The organism is Methylotenera sp. N17, from assembly GCF_000799155.1.
In the GTDB taxonomy this organism is placed as follows: domain Bacteria; phylum Pseudomonadota; class Gammaproteobacteria; order Burkholderiales; family Methylophilaceae; genus Methylophilus.
The window spans coordinates 2,658,892-2,676,242 of record NZ_JUGE01000001.1; the positions used below are offsets into that span (position 1 = coordinate 2,658,892).

21 protein-coding genes, 1 tRNA gene and 1 riboswitch are annotated in these 17,351 nt (G+C 45.5%); of the genes, 11 read left to right on the forward strand and 11 right to left on the reverse strand.

The window, feature by feature from the left end; translation table 11 throughout:
* Positions 1-3 precede the first annotated feature (3 nt).
* Complete coding sequence (locus tag FG11_RS13515; protein WP_235276407.1) at positions 4-228, forward strand: tyrosine-type recombinase/integrase; 225 nt, start codon at positions 4-6, stop codon at positions 226-228.
* A gap of 481 nt (positions 229-709) precedes the next feature.
* Here FG11_RS13515 and FG11_RS12645 read toward each other — a convergent pair whose 3' ends face one another.
* Positions 710-1,306 carry a site-specific integrase gene (locus FG11_RS12645; protein ID WP_052185047.1) on the reverse strand — a complete coding sequence of 199 codons (597 nt, stop codon included), beginning with the start codon at positions 1,304-1,306 and terminating at the stop codon, positions 710-712.
* Positions 1,307-1,431: 125 nt separating this feature from the next.
* On the opposite strand from FG11_RS12645, the gene FG11_RS12655 reads away from it, so the two are divergent.
* A protein-coding gene (locus FG11_RS12655) for an IS3 family transposase (protein WP_369751682.1) occupies positions 1,432-2,582 on the forward strand; the annotation gives its coding sequence in 2 pieces (ribosomal slippage) (positions 1,432-1,669 and positions 1,669-2,582; 1,152 coding nt in all).
* A 274-nt stretch (positions 2,583-2,856) separates the two neighbouring features.
* On the opposite strand, the gene FG11_RS12660 is transcribed toward FG11_RS12655, so the two are convergent.
* A tRNA-Phe gene (locus FG11_RS12660) sits at positions 2,857-2,932 on the reverse strand.
* Positions 2,933-3,133: 201 nt separating this feature from the next.
* Between FG11_RS12660 and lysM the strand changes: the two genes are divergently transcribed.
* From lysM to cobC, 5 genes are all read left to right on the forward strand, one after another.
* Positions 3,134-3,634 (forward strand): peptidoglycan-binding protein LysM, encoded by a 501-nt coding sequence (gene lysM, locus FG11_RS12665; protein WP_047535486.1) that lies wholly within the window; start codon positions 3,134-3,136, stop codon positions 3,632-3,634.
* A gap of 20 nt (positions 3,635-3,654) precedes the next feature.
* On the forward strand, positions 3,655-3,948 hold the full coding sequence (locus FG11_RS12670; protein ID WP_052185048.1) for a hypothetical protein: 294 nt from the start codon (positions 3,655-3,657) through the stop codon (positions 3,946-3,948).
* Positions 3,949-4,041: 93 nt separating this feature from the next.
* Positions 4,042-5,088, forward strand: a complete 1,047-nt coding sequence (gene cobT / locus FG11_RS12675) for a nicotinate-nucleotide--dimethylbenzimidazole phosphoribosyltransferase (protein ID WP_047535488.1) — start codon at positions 4,042-4,044, stop codon at positions 5,086-5,088.
* Positions 5,085-5,879 carry an adenosylcobinamide-GDP ribazoletransferase gene (locus FG11_RS12680; RefSeq protein WP_047535489.1) on the forward strand — a complete coding sequence of 265 codons (795 nt, stop codon included), beginning with the start codon at positions 5,085-5,087 and terminating at the stop codon, positions 5,877-5,879. Before cobT ends, FG11_RS12680 begins: the two co-directional genes overlap by 4 nt.
* Positions 5,876-6,442: an alpha-ribazole phosphatase gene (gene cobC / locus FG11_RS12685; protein ID WP_047535491.1), complete on the forward strand. Its 567-nt coding sequence runs from the start codon at positions 5,876-5,878 to the stop codon at positions 6,440-6,442. The genes FG11_RS12680 and cobC overlap by 4 nt, the downstream gene beginning before the upstream one ends.
* A gap of 13 nt (positions 6,443-6,455) precedes the next feature.
* Here the strand turns inward: cobC and FG11_RS12690 are convergent, their stop codons facing one another.
* From FG11_RS12690 to FG11_RS12715, 6 genes are all read right to left on the reverse strand, one after another.
* Complete coding sequence (locus FG11_RS12690) at positions 6,456-6,662, reverse strand: RNA-binding S4 domain-containing protein (protein WP_020183476.1); 207 nt, start codon at positions 6,660-6,662, stop codon at positions 6,456-6,458.
* A gap of 2 nt (positions 6,663-6,664) precedes the next feature.
* Entirely contained in the window at positions 6,665-7,192 is a 528-nt protein-coding gene (gene cobU, locus FG11_RS12695) for a bifunctional adenosylcobinamide kinase/adenosylcobinamide-phosphate guanylyltransferase (RefSeq protein WP_020183477.1), read from the reverse strand.
* 1 nt (position 7,193) lies between these two features.
* On the reverse strand, positions 7,194-8,021 hold the full coding sequence (locus FG11_RS12700) for a cobalamin-binding protein (protein WP_047535493.1): 828 nt from the start codon (positions 8,019-8,021) through the stop codon (positions 7,194-7,196).
* Complete coding sequence (gene bluB, locus FG11_RS12705; RefSeq protein ID WP_020183479.1) at positions 8,018-8,695, reverse strand: 5,6-dimethylbenzimidazole synthase; 678 nt, start codon at positions 8,693-8,695, stop codon at positions 8,018-8,020. Before bluB ends, FG11_RS12700 begins: the two co-directional genes overlap by 4 nt.
* A 56-nt stretch (positions 8,696-8,751) precedes the next feature.
* Entirely contained in the window at positions 8,752-9,339 is a 588-nt protein-coding gene (locus FG11_RS12710; protein WP_047535496.1) for a hypothetical protein, read from the reverse strand.
* A gap of 77 nt (positions 9,340-9,416) precedes the next feature.
* The gene (locus FG11_RS12715; RefSeq protein ID WP_047535498.1) at positions 9,417-11,357 is read right to left on the reverse strand and encodes a TonB-dependent receptor; all 1,941 of its coding nucleotides are present in this window, start codon (positions 11,355-11,357) and stop codon (positions 9,417-9,419) included.
* Positions 11,358-11,510: 153 nt separating this feature from the next.
* A riboswitch (cobalamin riboswitch) is annotated at positions 11,511-11,724 on the reverse strand.
* A gap of 95 nt (positions 11,725-11,819) precedes the next feature.
* On the opposite strand from FG11_RS12715, the gene FG11_RS12720 reads away from it, so the two are divergent.
* Positions 11,820-12,050, forward strand: coding sequence for a hypothetical protein (locus FG11_RS12720; protein WP_020183482.1), 231 nt, complete (start codon positions 11,820-11,822; stop codon positions 12,048-12,050).
* A complete protein-coding gene (locus FG11_RS12725; RefSeq protein ID WP_020183483.1) occupies positions 12,050-12,352 on the forward strand; it encodes a cell division protein ZapA in 303 nt (100 codons plus the stop codon). Before FG11_RS12720 ends, FG11_RS12725 begins: the two co-directional genes overlap by 1 nt.
* 432 nt (positions 12,353-12,784) lie before the next feature.
* Here the strand turns inward: FG11_RS12725 and FG11_RS12730 are convergent, their stop codons facing one another.
* On the reverse strand, positions 12,785-13,144 hold the full coding sequence (locus tag FG11_RS12730) for a DUF2237 family protein (RefSeq protein ID WP_020183484.1): 360 nt from the start codon (positions 13,142-13,144) through the stop codon (positions 12,785-12,787).
* 64 nt (positions 13,145-13,208) lie between these two features.
* Between FG11_RS12730 and FG11_RS12735 the strand changes: the two genes are divergently transcribed.
* Both FG11_RS12735 and FG11_RS12740 read left to right on the forward strand, forming a co-directional pair.
* A complete protein-coding gene (locus tag FG11_RS12735; RefSeq protein WP_026361873.1) occupies positions 13,209-13,667 on the forward strand; it encodes an EVE domain-containing protein in 459 nt (152 codons plus the stop codon).
* A gap of 48 nt (positions 13,668-13,715) precedes the next feature.
* Positions 13,716-14,369 carry a pyridoxamine 5'-phosphate oxidase family protein gene (locus FG11_RS12740; protein ID WP_047535500.1) on the forward strand — a complete coding sequence of 218 codons (654 nt, stop codon included), beginning with the start codon at positions 13,716-13,718 and terminating at the stop codon, positions 14,367-14,369.
* Between the two features lie 60 nt (positions 14,370-14,429).
* On the opposite strand, the gene FG11_RS12745 is transcribed toward FG11_RS12740, so the two are convergent.
* Together FG11_RS12745 and ilvA are read right to left on the reverse strand one after the other, a co-directional pair.
* Complete coding sequence (locus tag FG11_RS12745) at positions 14,430-15,581, reverse strand: glutaminyl-peptide cyclotransferase (RefSeq protein WP_020183487.1); 1,152 nt, start codon at positions 15,579-15,581, stop codon at positions 14,430-14,432.
* A 211-nt stretch (positions 15,582-15,792) separates the two neighbouring features.
* Positions 15,793-17,313: a threonine ammonia-lyase, biosynthetic gene (gene ilvA / locus FG11_RS12750; protein WP_047535501.1), complete on the reverse strand. Its 1,521-nt coding sequence runs from the start codon at positions 17,311-17,313 to the stop codon at positions 15,793-15,795.
* Positions 17,314-17,351 lie beyond the last annotated feature (38 nt).

A 17,351-nucleotide genomic window follows, 5' to 3' on the forward strand; every position in this document is an offset into this window, starting at 1 on the left:
TTCATCAAAAATAAGGATAAGCGTACAGATGTTGAAGATTTTCGCTGGCATGATTTAAGACATGTTTGGGCAACGTGGCAAGGACAAGCTGGCACACCTACGCATGAGTTACAACGTTTGGATGGCTGGAGAACAGAGGCGATGGTGGAGCGTTACGCACATCTAGCACCTGATCACTTGGCAACTGCTGCAAAACGACTAGACGCGAAGTTGATGGCTACATTCTAGCTACACTGACCACCAAATGAAAAAAGCCCACATCTCTGTGAGCTTTCTAAATGCTGGTGGCCGGGGGCAGAATCGAACTGCCGACACGCGGATTTTCAACACAACTAAATATCATGACCGTAAGTGCTGTAAGTCTAAAAATCGTAACATCTTTTTCAGAAAGTCTTTCCAACCTTTTTAAAAAATCGAACCTGTATGTCGAACCATAGCCTTGGTTGAGCTTGGGCTTTAGGTTCCGTAACTTCAAGAAAACTAACAACATCAAATTAAATTTCGTATGCCGAACTGTCGAACGTAATAGAACTTCGAAAGCTTCATTAAAAAAATTGTATCAACGTGAAAGCGAGATAATGGCAGAAGATCAGTTTGTGCTGATACCTCCGCCTAACACGCCCCATGTTTACAAGCGTATGGCACACCGGGAGGCCAAGATGAAACGGTTTGCACCGCCCACCCGTGCCACCCAGCGACCAAACTTCCCTCAGACCACAACTACGCCTGTGGGTGCCTCCTTCGGCTTCATCTGCATCACCGCTGATAATTTGATAGTGACAGAATTAGCCGCCTCTAATAACGTTTTTTCGTTCAGGTGTGCATAACGCTGGGTTGTCCTTGTATCAGCATGCCCAAGAAGTTTAGATACCTCGTACAAGCTTCTTCCATTTTGAACACAAAAGGATGCGAAGCCGTGCCGAGCATCGTGACACCTAAAAAAAGGCACACCGGCTTTATTGCGGATACGATCCCAAGGCCGAAAAATATTTTTGAAGCGGGTGCCAGTCTTACGGTTTGTGAACACATATATATCAGATTCTTTTCTATCGATCTGCTTTAGTATCTCCAATGCACTGTCCGAAAGTGGGATAGAACGTTGACGTTTCGATTTAGAGTTAGCTGCCGGGATAGTCCAGAACTTATTGGCTTCGTTGATATTTGACCATCTTGCAGTCAGTGCCTCTGACAATCGGCATCCGGTTGAAATTAAATAAAGCACTAGCTGACAAATCGGACGATTACTATCGGTGTGCAGTACATCCAGCAAGGTTTTCAGTTGCTCATCAGTGAGGATATTCTCCACACCATTGAACTCATGATAGAGCTGAATCCCATTTGCAAAGTTGACATCCAGATAGCCCCATGAATCGCCACTAGTTTACTAGACGCCTTTGAGCCGTAATAATGGCGACCAAAGAAAGGCGACAAATGAGCGGTAAACGATATCCAGAAGAATTCAAATTAGCAGCAGTCCGTCAAATCACTGAAGGGGGGTATACAGTCTCCGATGTGGCAAAGCGACTTGATGTGACTGTTGACAGCCTCTATGCGTGGGTGAAGAAGTTCGGACCCGACGCAGCAACCCACCAAACCAAACATGCGGAACAAGCTGAACTCAACCGGCTACGTAAAGAGCTGAAACGTGTCACAGAAGAGCGTGATCTATTAAAAAAAGCCGCGGCATACTTCGCAAAGCAGTCCGAGTAAGGTATGCCTTTATCAAAGATCATCAGGACTGTTGGCCGACAAGATGGCTGTGTAGGATGCTAGAGGTGCATCCCAGCGGCTTCTATACCTGGTTAAAACATCCGCACTCAATTCGCCATAAGAACGATCAACGCCAAACAGGCTTGATTAAGCAATGTTGGCTAGAGTCCGGTGGCGTATATGGCTATCGTAAAGTACATAGTGATATGCGTGCACTGGGTGAGCGTATTGGGGTTAACCGCGTCTATCGCTTGATGCATGCACACGGCTTAAAAGCGCAGGTGGGCTACCGTAAGCCTAGGCATTATGGTGGCAAGCCTTATATAACCAGTCCCAACACGTTAAATAGGCAATTCAATCCCACATTGCCAGACCAATCATGGGTAACAGATATTACTTATATCCGTACCCATGAGGGCTGGCTCTATCTTGCTGTGGTCATGGATTTGTTCTCACGACGCATTGTGGGTTGGTCCATGCAATCGCGCATTACTAAAGAGCTGGTGTTGGATGCATTGCTGATGGCGGTATGGCGCAGGAAACCTAAACATAAAGTGCTGATACATTCTGACCAAGGTAGCCAATACACCAGCGAGGATTGGGATATATTCTTGAAGGCACATAACCTTGAGTCCAGCATGAGTAGACGCGGAAATTGCCACGATAATGCTGTGGCTGAAAGCTTCTTTCAATTATTAAAACGGGAAAGGATCAAACGCAAAATATACAATCATCGCGATGATGCAAGGCAGGATATTTTTGATTACATCGAGTTGTTCTACAACTCAAAACGACGTCATAATTCCAATAACTTGCTATCTCCGATAGACTACGAAAACCAATTCAAGAAAACGGCTGAAGAGTGTCTATAAAATTAGTGGCGATTCATACGTCCTACCAATTACATATAAAACAGGTATCAATAAAGTCACAATCAAAGTCGAAATTGTGGCAACTACACCCCAATTAATAGAGCTCTTTGTTAGTGCTGCTGAATCAGCGGTTTTTTTTATATCGTCGGATGAGTTCATTTTCTGTTTGTTATTGATCACTTAAAGTGACATTAGCATAAATGAAAAGAGATTTTGATGACACAAAAAAGCCCGACTGTTTAAAGTCAGGCTAGATTTTGGTCTTACTTGAAGATGGTGGCCGGGGGCAGAATCGAACTGCCGACACGCGGATTTTCAATCCGCTGCTCTACCGACTGAGCTACCCGGCCAGCGTTGCAATTGCACTGATGTGAATTGCAAGCCGCGCATTATAGCAAACAAACTCTGTTTTGTAATAAACCTTTACAAAATTAATTAATCGGCAGGTAGTCACCGCAAAACAATTGCACTATGATGGTCTTGTAGTCATCCTGATTTACAACTTACTGCGATTACATTTTGCTGCAGGCATACACAATAAGGAGAAGCACATGGGTTTATTTGCATTTATTAAAGAAGCTGGTGAAAAGTTATTTGGTACGGGTGAGGCAAAAGCCGCAGAAGTAGTGGCGAAAAAAGAGCCTACGCCTGTCAATATAGACGCCGCTAATCGTGCTGCTGCCAATGCGATAGCGGAATATGTTGCCAAAATGAATCTATCAGCGGATGGACTCGCTATAGGCTTTGATGGTGCTTCAGGAACGGTCATCGTACAAGGCATGGCAGAGACGCAGGAAATCAAAGAGAAAATATTATTGTGTTGTGGTAACGTTGCAGGTGTGGAACACGTGCAAGATCAGTTGGGCGTGAAAGAGGCGGCGGCTGAGCCACAGTTTTATACGGTGGTACGCGGTGATACTTTGTCTAAAGTGGCGAAAGAGTATTACGGCAATGCCAATGCTTACATGAAGATTTTTGAGGCCAATAAGCCCATGTTAAGCCATCCCGATAAAATTTATCCGGGCCAAGTATTGCGCATACCACCACAATAATTTTTAAGAGGAGATTGAGAATGAATACATTATTACGTACGTTGTTAGTTGGTTTAGTGGCGGTTACATTGACTGTGGCTTGTAGCAAAAAAACAGAAGAGGCCGCTGCTGATGCAAAAGCAGAAATGGGCGAAGCGATTGATGCCACTAAAGATGCAGCTGCAACGGCAGCTACAGAGGCTAAAGATGCAGTGGTAGAGAGTGCAGAAGAGGCAGCAGCAAAAACGGAAGCCGCTGCAGCAGACGCTAAAGAATCTGCTGTAGATGCAGTTAAAGCAGCTAAAGAAGCTGCACACGAAGCAACTGCACCTTAATTCGCGCTATTTGAATTAACAAAACAGTATCTATCATCCCGCACAGCATACGTTGGGCGGGATGAATTCTATTGATGTCATGTAAAATATGGCATGACACAATTTTCTATTACGCCACTCAATACAACGCTTAAAGATGCGTTGACCCATAAGATCAATTACAAAACCAAACCGCAAGGCGCGCTCGGGCAGCTAGAGGCTATTGCCTTACAAGTTGGGTTGATTCAACAAACCTTAACGCCGCAACTCAAACAACCGACGATGCTGGTATTTGCCGGTGATCATGGCATTACTCAAAGTGGTGTGAGCCCTTATCCGCAAGCAGTGACTGCCCAAATGGTGTTGAATTTTCTTGCCGGTGGGGCTGCGATTAATGTGTTTAGCGGTCAAGTCGGCATGCAGTTACGTGTGATCGACGCAGGGGTGAACCATGTTTTTGCATCGGATACATGCTTGATAGACGCCAAGATTGGCATGGGCACGGCCAATTTTTTAGAGTATCCAGCAATGACTTTAGCGCAATGCGATGTTGCTATGACACGCGGTGCCGAGTTGGCGCGTTCCGAAATCGCAGCAGGATGCAACATCATGGGCTTTGGTGAGATGGGCATAGGCAATACCTCTAGTGCCAGCTGTTTAATGAGTGTGCTCACAGGCATTCCTATCACCCAATGTGTGGGACGTGGCACAGGGTTAGATGATGCAGGATTAGCCAATAAAATACATGTATTAACGCAGGCAATTCAACACCATGCACTACAAACTGCAGAAGCTCATATTGTGCTCAGTACATTTGGTGGTTTTGAAATTGCGATGATGGTAGGTGCAATGTTAGGCGGGGCTGAGCAGAAAACCGTTTTATTGATTGATGGATTCATTGCCACGGCTGCATTGTTGGTGGCCAGTAAATTGGAGCCGGCCGTGTTGGATTATTGTATTTTCGCGCACCGTTCAGATGAACATGCCCACCAAGCGCTGTTGGATTATTTGGGCGCAACACCTTTGCTGGATATTGGCTTGCGCTTAGGCGAGGGCACGGGTGCAGTACTGGCTTATCCGCTCGTGCAAAGTGCTGTGAATTTCCTCAATGAAATGGCAAGCTTTGAGAGCGCTGGTGTTTCCGAAAGGGAGTTGTCATGAAGCAAGAGTGGCGTCACTTGCTGCTGGCGCTAGGTTTTTTTACGCGTATCCCGGTGCCTAATTTACCTGATTTCAAAGACGCTGATTTGAATCATGCTGCCAAGTATTTCCCTCTGATTGGGATTTTGGTGGGGTTGGTTGCTGCCCTTGTGTATTTTCTGGCGCACTTCATATTGACGCAATCGTTGGCAGTCCTCATCAGTATGGCCGCGACTATTTATCTGACAGGTGCTTTTCATGAGGATGGATTGGCCGATAGCGCAGATGGCTTAGGCGGTGGTTGGAATAAAGAGCGAATACTTACTATCATGCAGGACTCGCGCCTTGGCACCTATGGTGCTACCGCACTATTTTTGATGTTGTTTGCAAAATTTCAAACGATAAACGCAATGAGTCCGATTGTAGTGCCAGTCGCATTGATTAGCGGACACGCCTTGAGTCGCCTGGCTGCAGTGTGGGTCATGCGTTGCTTGGTGTACGTGCGGTTTGAGGGTAAATCGAAACCTTTAGCCACAGCAATCTCAACAATAGATACCTTAATCGCACATATGTTTGGCCTAGCGCCTTATCTAGTTGTGATTGTGTTGTTGGTGTTGAGTCAGCATGCGTGGCAAACCATAGCGTTATTGATATTGCTTACCAGTTTGCCTGTGCTGTGTGTCTGGTGGTGGTGGGCGCATAAAATCCAACGTTGGCTTGGGGGCTATACGGGGGACACTTTAGGCGCCATACAACAAATGACAGAGCTGGCATTTTATTTGGGTGTATTAGTGTGGAGTTTGCACGTATGAGATTGACCTTAATCCGCCATACCAGTTTACAGATTCCAGCTGGTGTTTGTTATGGGCAAACCGATGTCGATGTGGCTGCGACTTTTATGCGTGAGGCAACCCACGCCAGAGATAAACTAAAGCACTTGACGTTTGATGCCGTGTTTTCAAGCCCGTTACAACGTTGTGTGAAATTAGCCCATGCGTTAGTAACAGACAACATTGCGCATGATGAGCGGCTCAAAGAGCTGCATTTTGGCGATTGGGAGATGCGCGCTTGGGATGATATTCCGCGTGATGTGTTTGATCACTGGGCACAAAATTACGCAGAATTGGCACCGCCCAATGGCGAGACATTTAGCCAGCTACAACAGCGTGGCGTGGCTTTTGTCGAAGAGATATTACAGCAGCATCCGCAAGGGCATGTGTTGGTGGTCACGCATGGCGGTATGATTCGTGCAATATTGGCGCATGTGTTGAATATGCAATTAAAAGGGTTGTTCCGGTTTAATATTGATTATGGCAGCGTCACGCAATTAGACTTTTGCGGCACAGTGCCAAAGATTGAGTATGTAAATCGCTAGACGCTAGGTAGTGTTAGCGCACTTGTATGGTTTGCCCCATACATTCTACAGTTTGCCCGGCGCGGATTTTAGCAGTTTTGCGCAATTCAATTTCACCGTCTACTGTCACCATGCCTTCAGCTACCATGGCTTTGCCTTGTCCACCGCTATCGGCAATGCCCACGAGTTTAAGCAAATCGCACAGTGCAATATGCTCACCTTTTAATTCAAATATCTCCATTACTATCCCTTTAATTGAATCGGCAGGCCAGCGGCCACAAAACTCACGTGATCTGCAATGGCCGCAATGGCTTGGTTAAGTCTGCCTTGTTCGTCTTGAAATTGGCGATTGATTTCGCCGAGTGGCACAATGCCCATGCCGACTTCGTTGCTGACCAAAAATACCTTGGCCTGCAATGTAGGCAATACCGCAAGCAGCTGATCACGTTCTTGTTGCCAGTCTACGCCTTCCAGCGGTGCGCAATCTGGGCATATGCATTGTGCCAACCACAGGGTTAGGCAATCTACAATAATGCAAACATCCGGCTGGTCTTGGGCAACGAGACACTGCGCAAGGTTAAATGGTTGTTCAATCGTGGTCCAATAGCTTGGTCTTGATGCCTTGTGGTGTTCCACGCGTTGCTTAAATTCTTGGTCATAGACTTGCGCAGTTGCAATATAAATCACTGGCAGTTCTAGTTGCGCTGCCAGCTTCTCCGCATAACGGCTTTTGCCGGAACGTGCACCGCCTAGTATTAAATGTAGCGCCATATTATGTTGCCTCTGCAGTAAGTTGGTTTTGCATGTGATTGGCGTGGCTCCATTGTCGAATAATTGTTTGCAGCTGTGTCAGCCCGTATGTAAATACGGATGGGCCGGGCTGTAAAATATCAGCTGATTTTATCTCAAATACCATATTGTTTTTAATGGCTGGTATGTTGTGCCAACCTTCACGTGCCGCCACTTGTTCTGGTTGAAATTTTTTACCACACCAAGAGCCAATAATAATGTCTGGCATGCGCGCTAGCACTTGTGCTGGGGTGACTGTACGATCTTGCGCGCTGTGATATTGGCTTAACTCAGGAAAACAATCTTCGCCGCCCGCAATCGCAATCAACTCAGCTGCCCAGCGAATGCTACACATCATGGGCGCATCCCACTCTTCAAAATATATCTTGGGTTTGCGTGGTAAATTGGCAGCTGAGTTGCGTACTGTTTCAATTTGATGCTGAATATCTTGCACAATGGTTTCAGCTTTATCGGTTGCGCCAACTAAGCGGCCAGTGGTCAGTATCATGCGTAAAATATCGTCAACAGATCGTTGGTTAAACACATGTACCTCTATGCCAGCTTGAATGAGCGACGCAGCAATATCGGCTTGTAGATTAGAAAAGCCAAGCACTAAATCGGGAGCTAGCGCTAAAATCTTGTCGATTTTGGCAGTGGTAAAGGCTGAGACCTTGGGCTTTTCTTGGCGTGCAATTGCTGGGCGTGTGGTGTAGCCGGAAATGCCGACAATGCGATCTTGCTCGCCTAATAAATAAAGCACTTCTACCGTTTCTGTGGTTAAACAAACAATGCGCTGGGGTAAGGCGTTCATTTGGACTCCACATCATTTTGCCATTGATTCTCCATGAGCATCTCAGCAAGTGGTTTTTCTTTGGCCCAGCCTTCCTCAACCAGCATCGGCGCTTTGTAAAAGCTATTGACATAACCTAAGCATAAAATAGCAATTGGCTTTGCGCCATCGGGCATATTAAGTAGTTTAGCGAGTTTCACAGGGTCAAACATCGATACCCAGCCCATGCCAATGCCTTCGGCTCGTGCGGCTAACCACATGTTTTGGATAGCGCAACTGACGGAGGCTATGTCCATTTCGGGTAGTGTGCGGCGGCCAAAAATATGTTTTTCTCTGTGGTCACATAAAGTGGCAACGAGCACCTCGCCGCAGTCCAAGACGCCCTCTACTTTTAAGCGCATAAACTCTGCCATGCGAGCAGTAGTTTCAAACTCACCAATGGCTTGCGCAGTTTTAATACGTTCTGCGTCCACTTGTGCATGAATGGCTTTGCGTAAAGAAGGGTCACTGATACGAATAAAACGCCAAGGCTGCATCAAACCCACGCTAGGCGCATGGTGGGCGGCTTGTAATAGCTTAGTCAGTAGTTCTGGCGCAATAGGCGTAGGCAAAAAATGCCGCATATCGCGTCGCTCCGCAATGGCTTTGTAAATAGCGGCTTGTTCGGCTTCGGTATAAGCGTGTCGATTAGTCATTTGAGCGATAAAAAAAGCCGCTTAATATGAGCGGCTTTTTGTACAAACATAGCGCATTACACTTTCGAAGTTTGAAGTGCTTTGATATTGCGAAAAGCCAAGACAGTAAGCCAAGCGATAGCAAAATACATCATCGAGAAGCCCATCCAGCTAGGCAGATATTCCCAACCATGTTGCATCGATTCGATCACACCGTTCGCTGGAAAGCGACCAGAGAATAGATAGTAGGTTTGTGTGGAAATCACAAAGGCAAGGAAGGTGGTTGCTAAGCTTACCAATGTATATGGCACAACATTAAATGCATCTCGCTGTTTGGCTAACCATACACCACCCAACCACATCGCGCCATAAGCAGGAATCAATCCCCAATAGCCATTGGTCAAGCAAAAACCTTGTGCTGGATCAAATGCGGCGGCACCAAAATCAATCACCGTTGCCAATATAAAAAATACTGCAAACCATGCCAATCGGCTAATAAACTGACTGCCCAAGTAGATGCCGCCCAGTAAAAACAGTGCCAAGCTTGCATCTGGTAACGCTACGCTGGTGAGCACATGGCTACCGCGTGTAAGTAGCATAAAAAAGCTAATTGCTGCAGCAACTAACAGTTGGGTTTTAACGCTTAAAGCCGAGTTTTTTGACATAGTATCTCTTATTGCAAGTGCACATAGTGGTAAAAATCTAATCATACCACTATGTCACTTTAATCATAAATCCCTGGTTAAAAATCTGCCTTCATACCAATACGCCATGTACGCACAAAGTCTACTGGGTAGATAGAGTCATCAGCGACTTGTATGGAGTTTTCATGTTCAAACAGATTATTGATAGCCGTATATAGCTGAATATTTTTAAACTGGTAATTTAAAGCAATATTCGTTGACTCATAAGCACTCTGTCTTTGATCAAAATTATTTTCAAGATCATTAAACGCATAGGCACGTGAACGCCATGTGTGATTTAAGTTGAGATGTGCATTTGTGAAAAAATTCCAATTTAAATTCGCGACGACAGAATGCTTCGGCACACCTGGTAAGTCTTTGCCATTGTAGGCGCCAGCACCACGATCTTCACGATCAATTTTAGCGCGCGTGTAGTTATAAATAAGCGATGTACTCAATTGCTCATTAATCTGGAAATAGTCCTGAATCTCAAATCCATATTTGTGGGATCTATCAATGTTGGTATTCAAGAAGGTAGCAACATCGAGAAAAATCTCGTCATCTAGTTTGGTGTAGAACGTAGTCACTTTTAAACGATTTTTATCACTGATGTGATTGAGGCCTAGATTGAGGGTTCTGGTTTTAGCGGGCTCGATAAAACCATTAAAGCCAAATCCAAAACCGAATAAACGGTCAATGTCAGGCGCTTGATAGGCTTGGTTGTAATTGGTGAAAATGGATAAGCTTGGGTTAACTTTATAATTCACGCCAATATCCCAAGCATCAATATCCTGTTTTTCTTTGGCTGCTGCTGTGCCAAATGGGTTGATGACGGGTTTGAAATTGTAACGCACACTTTCATCGCGCGCGCCCCCAGAGAGGGTCCAATCAGCTAACTTTACTTCACCTTGTATGTACACAGCTTCGTTTTTCTTGGTGGTTTTGTCAGAGGTTACACCAAAGAAATCACTAAAACGGTTACGCTCACCATCAAAGTTCTGATAACCGGTAATCAGGCTAAAGCTGTCTGTCTGATAGCGTAAGCTGATGTCGTTGCTCTTGTAGATGGAGTTTGCAGTAGAGGGGGTGGCAGAAATAAACTCTGAGAACTTGTCCTCGTTATAGTGCACTGCACGCAATTGCAGGTTTTTAAGAATGTCCCACTCAGCACCCAATTGCCATTGGTCGGTATCGAATGATTGATGATTGTAAGTGCCGTTAGCTTGCTTAGGGTCATCTTTAAATTGTGCTTTCGTCATTGGGTTCACATAACGAATATCATTGCGTGAGCTGGTACCCTCCGCAAAGAAGCGTAAAAAATCGGTAGGCTTAATCTTGAGTTTGGCGTTTTGACTGTTACTTGTGAATTGATCTTTATGGCCAGAGGCGTCTTTTTTGCTAAAACCGTCATAGCTGTCATGGGCTAGGTTAGCTGATAAATCAATGTACTCCTCTGAAATGCCTGCTGAAATAGCATGGTTTTTTTGTCCAAAGTTACCTAAAGAGGTATTCACGGTTACCCCAGACTTAGCTTTAGTGTAGATTTGTATCGCACCAGCAGTTGCTCCATCGCCATAAATAACAGAGCCGCTGCCTTTGCTGATTTCAATACGCTCAATATTACTTAATGGAATGCCTGCTAATAAAGCAGGTTGTAGATCGATATTGTTTAATCGCTGGCCGTCCACTGTGATGACCACATTTTGATAGCCATTCTCATTGCCAAAGCCACGCATGTTAATAGCAGGTGTTGCACGGTTGCCAATGTTAGGTGACACATTTAAGGATGTTTGTTGTGTCAGATAATCGTATAACGTAGGTGCGCCAGATGTCTCAATTTGTTTTGCAGTATGGATTTCTGAAGCATAAGTGGTTTCAGATTCTTTGCGCTCAAAGCGGTTGGCTTTAACCGTAATCTCGTCTAAGTCGATATTTTCTGCCGAAAAAGCAGTATTGCTGAAAGCCAGTCCAATCAGACTGGCAATAATAGTTTTGTTCATTCTCTTTTCCCTGATGTACACGCGTCCCCGCATGCAAGATGCATTGTATGAATGGGAATACATTGAGATGAACAGACCGCAACGGGGGCAATAATACATGGCACTCGTTTTGATGTACCGTCACCCCGCGGCATTTCCAAACTTTGCCCATGATTGAGCGTATGTTGTGTAGGCCGGTCTCCGGGCTTGTGACAATTTGATTTACGCCTTCCCAAGCGAATGTAGCTCAGTGGCATGTGGTAAATCTCAAATCACTTACCGTTGCGGGGGCAGCACAGGAATAATTGCGTAAAACACAATGCACCTGTTTCCCAGTTTCACCGGATTGCAGAAATGCAATGCCGGCACCTAACAACAGGCGTTATTATAGCGAAGTAACCGCTGACTTAAAAATTTTTATACAACAGAAATTTTGAAACATGCTAATTCACTTTGAATAGTGAACGTTAGCTATTGACGCTAATGAATTTTTTCAATTATAGTGGGCGCATGGAGATTGATTTAAAAAGTTTAGAAGACAAAGTGAGTAAACTCATCGGCGTTTGTGCAACGTTGCGCGATGAGAATCAGCAATTGCGATCTGAACTGACCAAAGCGGCGCAAGACTCTGCACGTCTCAAAAGCAATATGCTGCAAGCCAGTGACCAGTTGGAAACTTTACTTGGCACTTTGCCGGCTGAGGGGCAATCTTAATGGCTTCAAAACCAATTGATATTGAGATTCTAGGTCGTGAGTTCACAGTATCTTGCACAGACGATGAGCGTCAGGGCTTGCTGGAAGCGGTGGATTACTTAGACCATAAAATGCGCGAAATTCGCGATGCGGGAAAGATTGTGGGCGTGGAACGAATTGCTATTATGGCAGCTCTGAACATTTCTCATGAGTTGCTGAATACTAAATCTGGTGGAGTTGACGTGGGTGATATTAAGCGTAGGATGTTTACTATGCAAAACCAGATTGATGAGGCGATTTCTTTGCAAAATAAGCTGTTGTAGCCAAATCACTTCATTTCAACGTCACAAATACGTTTTAACATCCTAAAAACATAATCTTTTGGCGTAACGTTTTCTTTGGTGTTGCCTGAGTCTAAATTCCTTGAACTAGTCTTTGTTATAGGTTTCGGCTATTCGGGTGCGGTGTGATCGCTCTAAATTGGGTCTGCTTTTAAGTAGCCCTTGGTGAGTGAACCTAAAGCGCTTTAGGCTGTTACCACCTGAACTTTTTTGGTTCAGGATTAACGGCTCAGGTAACACCAAAGAGAATTAACCTTGTTGAAGTCTCGCTGACACTGCGTTACTTTCGTTCCTCGTACTTAGTGTACTGCGTTCGCTCAAATGCCTCGTCTCAATTGATGTTGCGCAAAGTGCCGCTCAAACACCTTAAATTTTGATGTGTAAATTCAAAACTTTCTGAATTTGTTTTTATCTTTATCTCAGTGCGTGATATTTCAAATCCGCCAGACTCACAATGTCTAGGCATCTTTCGTGACAAGCTTCCAACACCACAGGCGGGGCGAAGCCTGCTTCTGAAGCTTCCAGCCAACGTGCAGCACACACACACCAGCGATCTCCGGCTTTGAGTCCGGTAAATCCAAACTCTAATCTTGGGGTGGAAAGATCATTGCCTTTGGAGAACGAAAATGCCAAAAACTCATCTGTCATCTGTGCGCATACCGTGTGGCTACCATTGTCTTCCGGCCCAGTTTCACAGCAGCCGGTACGTGTAAATCCGGTCATCGGGCTGGTGCTACATGTTTGTAGTGGTGTGCCAAGTACATTTTTTGCCATTGCTATTCCATTTAAAACTAAGTCCATCGTATGATACGAGAAAATGATTAGACGAGATATAGAGATGCGTTATTGGTTAATGAAGTCTGAGCCGGGGGATGTTTCGATTGATGATTTGGCGGCCAGACCGAATCAAACGGTAGATTGGTATGGTGTGCGCAATTATCAGGCACGTAATTTTATGCGCGATCAGATGCAAGTGGGTGATGGGGTGTTGTTCTATCATTCTAATTGCGAGGAGCCCGGCGTGGCTGGTATCTGTGAGGTCAGTTCATTGGCGTACCCGGATCGCCTACAATTTGTGCAAGGTCATAAGTACTTTGACCCGAAAGCCACGCAGGAAACACCGCGCTGGTTTAATGTCGATGTAAAACTAGTACGTAAAACACGCTTGCTCAGCCTAAAGGAGATGCGGGAAACGCCGGCATTAGAGGGTCTACGCATTTTGCAGCGCGGTAATCGGTTGTCCATCACGCCAGTAGATCCCAAAGATTGGGCGTATATTCTGGAGTTATTAAAGTAGGGCACGATGCATTATTTAAACTAAGTTACAACATTACAGGGGTAGCGCATGTCAGATTTATACGGACCGCAACATCGGGCATTGCAGGCGGATTTCGATACCACGGCTTTGGCCGATGCAGTCAATAGCATTATTGTCGTGCCAGAGGTATTGCCGGAACATCAGGCGTTTATTGAAAGCCGTGATATGTTCTTTCTGACCACCATTGATCATCGTGGTTTCCCAACTTGCTCTTATAAAGGCGGCAATCCGGGAATTGTAAAAGTGGTGAACAGTAAGACCTTGGCTTTCCCCAGTTATGATGGCAATGGCATGTTTTTATCCATGGGCAACATGACACAAAACCATAAAGTCGGCATGCTATTTATCGATTTTGAAACGCCGCATCGCGTGCGCGTGCATGGTACTGCCAGCGTGCATAAGCAGGATCCACTGCTGGCGGAATACCACGAAGCACAGTTGATTGTGCGAGTGACAATAGAAGAGATGTTTATCAATTGTCCGCGTTATATTCACCGCTATACTCGTCAGCAAGCCAGTCAATACGTGCCGCAAACCCACTGTGAAACGCCCATCGCGCAGTGGAAGCGCATTGAACCGTTACAACTAGTGTTGGATGCAGATACCCAAGCCAAAGCGGCGCAACAAGGCTTAATCTCGCCGGAGCAGTACGGTGAGTTGGTGCAGCAAGGTAAGGGCTAACTTGAAAGCACGTAATAAAAAAAGGCGCATGAAGCGCCTTTTTTGTTTAGCTAAACGAAATTACTTTTTAGTATCTAAGCTACCCATGGCTTTCGGATAAGTGACCAAACCCCAAGGCATATTTTTCACTTCTATTTGCTTGGTGACTTCAAGCTTCTCTGCATCAATGACAAATAGAGCATCTGACTTACCGCACGCTAATAGAATTTGTTTGTCATCCGGCGTAAAGCTAAAGTGCCAGCAACGATTGCCGGTTGGAATGTCTTTGATTTTTTCAAAGGTTTTAGCATCAAATACTTGCAGGGCTTTTTCTTTATTGGTGGCCACAAAAATGCGGTCGCCAGCATGGTTGAATGCAATGCCGTAAGGCGTTTGACCAGTATCAACCGTACGCAACACGTTGTAGTCTTTATCCAGTACTAAGAACTTATTGCCGAACTCCAATGTGGCCACATAGGTATTGCCATCGGGCGAAACTTTGATGCCGCGTGGACGGTCGCCATACTCGTGCGTGTGAATGGTTTTTACCAATTTACCATCTTCAATATTGTGGACAGTAATGGTGTTGTCTGCTTCATTGGTAATGACCAATTGTTTACCATCAGCGGAGAATTCGATGCCTTCGGTTTCCGGGCCGCCGGTGATTTCACGTACTTTCTCACCTTTGATTAAATCCACTACCGCAATTTTGGCTGGGATTTTTTCTTCGTCATCGTCATCATCTTCTTCCTCTGCTTTTTTTGCACCGGGTGCTGGTGGTGGTCCACCTTTTGCACTTGGCTCAGAAGAAACATAAGCAAAATCACCTTTTATCCGTACGAACTCAGGATTTTTACCCACGGGGATTTGTTTTAACACTTCACCTGTGACTGTATCGATGACCGAGATACTCGCATTGCCACGGGTTGCAACAATCAGCTTTTTGCCATCATCTGTTACGCCTAGACCACGTGGGCCTTCTGCTTTCACATCGAATTGTTTTACTACGGACATTGCGGTTAAATCAATCACGCTGACGCCAGCATCTTGGCTGGTTACATAGGCCAAGTTAGTGCTGCTAATGGTGGTGGCGTCAGGGACGATAGGCTTTGCAGTTTCAGCTGGAATGGTTTCCGGGATGTTCTCTTGCTTGTCACAGGCGCTTAATCCGATTAACAATGCCATCATTAATACGTGCGTGCCTGTTGGCAATCGCGCAGAAGATAATTTCATTCATATTCTCCAAAGTTGTTGTTATGCATCCTTATAGTTAAGGATTGCTTATTTTTGATTTAGTTTACTATTCAAGCAAAAAACATACTGGCTTGATATACGTAAAATAATGAATTAAATCATGTGGTTAAAATATGGGCTAGTTGAAGTGGCTCAAATCAGCCTAAATATGGTTGATTTGAGCCACTGGTGTTGGTTCAACCGTCAATCATTAACCTAAAAATAATCGATATGCTGGATTCTGCGATTCATCCCAATACGGGTAGCCCAATTGCTTAAGGAATGTCTCGAATGCAGTTTTTTCCTCTGGCGGCACTTGCATGCCAACCAGTACGCGACCAAAGTCTGCACCATGGTTACGGTAATGGAACAAGCTGATGTTCCAGTTGTGGCCCATGGACTCCAAGAAATTCATCAGCGCGCCCGGTTTCTCCGGAAACTCAAAACGGTACACCACCTCATTGGTGGCTTGCGGCGCATGGCCGCCCACCAAATGGCGTAAATGCAGTTTGGCAACCTCGTTATGAGTCAGGTCTAACGCTGGTAAGCCTTCATTTTGTAGTGCTGCGACCAATTGATCTGACTCTGTGGTGCTCTGAATTGCCACGCCCACAAAAATATGCGCATTCACCGGATCTGAGTAGCGGTAGTTAAACTCGGTAATATTGCGATTGCCCAGTAAGCGGCAGAATGTTTTAAACGCACCCGGTTTTTCTGGAATCGTCACTGCCAGCACGGCTTCGCGCTGCTCACCTAACTCGGCGCGCTCTGCAATAAAGCGTAAACGGTCAAAATTCATATTGGCGCCAGAAGCAACCCCAATCAGTGTTTTGCCAGTTAGGCTGTGGCGTTTTGCATACTCTTTTAAACCGGCAGTGGCGAGTGCACCTGCGGGTTCTAAAATACTGCGCGTGTCTTCAAACACATCTTTAATCGCGGCACAAATCGCGTCGTTATCGACGACGATCATTTCATCTACATATTGCTGACACAGTGCAAACGTGTGTTCACCTACTTGTTTGACCGCAGCGCCGTCTGCAAACAAGCCCACTTGCTCTAGCATGACGCGTTTGCCCGATTTAAGTGACTCGGTCATGGCTTCCGCATCTTTGGCTTCTACGCCGATGACTTTGATTTCTGGGCGCACAGCTTTGATGTAAGCGGCAATCCCCGCTAACAAACCACCACCGCCTACGCAGCAAAAAATGGCTTCGATGGGCTCGGGGTGATCTTTCAGAATTTCTAGCGCAATGGTGCCTTGACCGGCAATCACATCGGGGTCATCGTAAGGATGCACAAACGTTAGGCCTTGGGATTTCTCCAGTTCCAGCGCGTGCACATACGCATCGGAATAACTGTCACCAAATAGCACGACTTCTGCGCCACGCGCTTTTACCGCACTAATTTTGATCTGCGGCGTAGTGGTTGGCATGACAATCACCGCTCTGCACCCCAATTTTTGTGCGCTCAATGCAACGCCTTGTGCATGATTACCTGCGCTGGCGCAAATCACCCCGCGTTGTAACGCATTTGGCGACAGATTGGCCATTTTGTTATAAGCACCACGCAGTTTAAAAGAAAATACCGGCTGCATATCCTCACGTTTTAGGAGTACGCGGTTATGGATGCGGGCGGATAAATTTGACTGAAACTCTAAAGGCGTTTCTTTGGCAACGGCATACACTTTGGAATGCTCTATTTTTTCACGGTAAAGGGTAGCGGGTGTCTGCATGCGAAATTTAAACCGTCATATTTTTATAAGCGGCTTTT

Coding starts and splice junctions, on each gene's coding strand:
- lysM (WP_047535486.1), top strand. CDS start 3,134: ATGGGTTTATTTGCATTTATTAAAGAAGCTGGTGAAAAGTTATTTGGT.
- FG11_RS12670 (WP_052185048.1), top strand. CDS start 3,655: ATGAATACATTATTACGTACGTTGTTAGTTGGTTTAGTGGCGGTTACA.
- cobT (WP_047535488.1), top strand. CDS start 4,042: ATGACACAATTTTCTATTACGCCACTCAATACAACGCTTAAAGATGCG.
- FG11_RS12680 (WP_047535489.1), top strand. CDS start 5,085: ATGAAGCAAGAGTGGCGTCACTTGCTGCTGGCGCTAGGTTTTTTTACG.
- cobC (WP_047535491.1), top strand. CDS start 5,876: ATGAGATTGACCTTAATCCGCCATACCAGTTTACAGATTCCAGCTGGT.
- FG11_RS12690 (WP_020183476.1), bottom strand. CDS start 6,662: ATGGAGATATTTGAATTAAAAGGTGAGCATATTGCACTGTGCGATTTG.
- cobU (WP_020183477.1), bottom strand. CDS start 7,192: ATGGCGCTACATTTAATACTAGGCGGTGCACGTTCCGGCAAAAGCCGT.
- FG11_RS12700 (WP_047535493.1), bottom strand. CDS start 8,021: ATGAACGCCTTACCCCAGCGCATTGTTTGTTTAACCACAGAAACGGTA.
- bluB (WP_020183479.1), bottom strand. CDS start 8,695: ATGACTAATCGACACGCTTATACCGAAGCCGAACAAGCCGCTATTTAC.
- FG11_RS12710 (WP_047535496.1), bottom strand. CDS start 9,339: ATGTCAAAAAACTCGGCTTTAAGCGTTAAAACCCAACTGTTAGTTGCT.
- FG11_RS12715 (WP_047535498.1), bottom strand. CDS start 11,357: ATGAACAAAACTATTATTGCCAGTCTGATTGGACTGGCTTTCAGCAAT.
- FG11_RS12720 (WP_020183482.1), top strand. CDS start 11,820: ATGAATTTTTTCAATTATAGTGGGCGCATGGAGATTGATTTAAAAAGT.
- FG11_RS12725 (WP_020183483.1), top strand. CDS start 12,050: ATGGCTTCAAAACCAATTGATATTGAGATTCTAGGTCGTGAGTTCACA.
- FG11_RS12730 (WP_020183484.1), bottom strand. CDS start 13,144: ATGGCAAAAAATGTACTTGGCACACCACTACAAACATGTAGCACCAGC.
- FG11_RS12735 (WP_026361873.1), top strand. CDS start 13,209: ATGCGTTATTGGTTAATGAAGTCTGAGCCGGGGGATGTTTCGATTGAT.
- FG11_RS12740 (WP_047535500.1), top strand. CDS start 13,716: ATGTCAGATTTATACGGACCGCAACATCGGGCATTGCAGGCGGATTTC.
- FG11_RS12745 (WP_020183487.1), bottom strand. CDS start 15,581: ATGAAATTATCTTCTGCGCGATTGCCAACAGGCACGCACGTATTAATG.
- ilvA (WP_047535501.1), bottom strand. CDS start 17,313: ATGCAGACACCCGCTACCCTTTACCGTGAAAAAATAGAGCATTCCAAA.